The organism is Flectobacillus sp. BAB-3569 (assembly GCF_002270355.1).
Lineage (GTDB): Bacteria > Bacteroidota > Bacteroidia > Cytophagales > Spirosomataceae > Flectobacillus > Flectobacillus roseus.
Map to the genome: position 1 here is coordinate 1 of NZ_NJFZ01000128.1, position 1,445 is coordinate 1,445.

1 protein-coding gene is annotated in these 1,445 nt (G+C 44.4%); it reads right to left on the reverse strand.

Translation table 11 applies throughout. The features are described from left to right. The coding region (locus BWI92_RS27650; RefSeq protein ID WP_217903512.1) for a hypothetical protein at positions 1-1,445 on the reverse strand (1,445 nt) is incomplete at both ends.

Genomic DNA, 1,445 nt, shown 5'->3' on the forward strand with positions numbered 1-1,445 from the left:
TCGTCGAACTCTGACTTGCATACCATTGTACTGTTTGACCTGTCGTACAAGTTGCGGTTAAATTCACTACACCACTTCCGCAAACTGCACCATTCGTTACATTACTTGAACTTGGTGCGCTTGGAATTGGGTTAACTGTTCCTACAACTGTTTGACGTGAGTTGGTCGCCGTCTCACAAGTCGTAGTATTATCTTTACAACCTACATAATAAGTCGTAGTCGCTGCAATACTTGGTGCATAGCTGGTGCCTGTCGACAACACTGTTGTCGAGGTCTGACTTGCATACCATTGTACGGTTTGACCTGTTGAACAGGTCGCACTTAAGTTTACAATTCCACTACCACATCTTGAGTTATTAGTTACATTCCCTGCACTTGGTGCGCTTGGGATTGGATTCACTGTTCCTACTACTGCTTGACGTGAGTTCGCCGCGGTTTCACAAGTTGTTGTATTGTCTTTACAGCCTACATAATAAGTTGTCGTGGCCGTAATACTTGGTGCATAACTTGTGCCTGTTGTCAAGACACTTGTCGATGTTTGACTAGCATACCATTGTACTGTTTGTCCTGATGAACATACTGCACTTAGGTTTACTACTCCACTGCCGCAAACTGCACCACCTTGTACATTTGATGAACTTGGTGCTGGTAAGTTTGGATTTACGGTACCTGTTACTCCTTGACGTGTTCCTGTTGTTGTTTCACAAGTCGTTGTGTTGTCTTTACAGCCTACATAATAAGTCGTCGTTGCTGTCAAACTTGGAGCATAGCTTGTGCCTGTTGTCAACACACTTGTTGAGCTCTGACTTGCATACCATTGTACTGTTTGACCTGTTGAACAAGTCGCTGTCAAAGTCACTACACCTGATTCACATCTTGAGGCGCCTACTACGTTATTGGCACTTGGTGCACTTGGGATTGGGTTAACCGTTCCAATTACGCCTTGACGTGAGCCTGTTGCTGTTTCACATGTTGTTGTGTTATCCTTACATCCCACAAAGTATGTTGTCGTGGCTGTGATGCTTGGTGCATAACTTGTACCTGTTGTCAATACACTTGTCGAAGTCTGACTTGCATACCATTGTACTGTTTGACCTGTCGTACAAGTTGCTGTCAAGTTCACTACACCACTTCCGCAAACTGCACCATTCGTTACATTACTTGAACTTGGTGCGCTTGGAATTGGGTTAACTGTTCCTACAACTGTTTGACGTGAGTTGGTCGCCGTCTCACAAGTCGTAGTATTATCTTTACAACCTACATAATAAGTCGTAGTCGCTGCAATACTTGGTGCATAGCTGGTGCCTGTCGACAACACTGTTGTCGAGGTCTGACTTGCATACCATTGTACGGTTTGACCTGTTGAACAGGTCGCACTTAAGTTTACAATTCCACTACCACATCTTGAGTTATTAGTTACATTCCCTGCACTTGGTGCGCTTGGG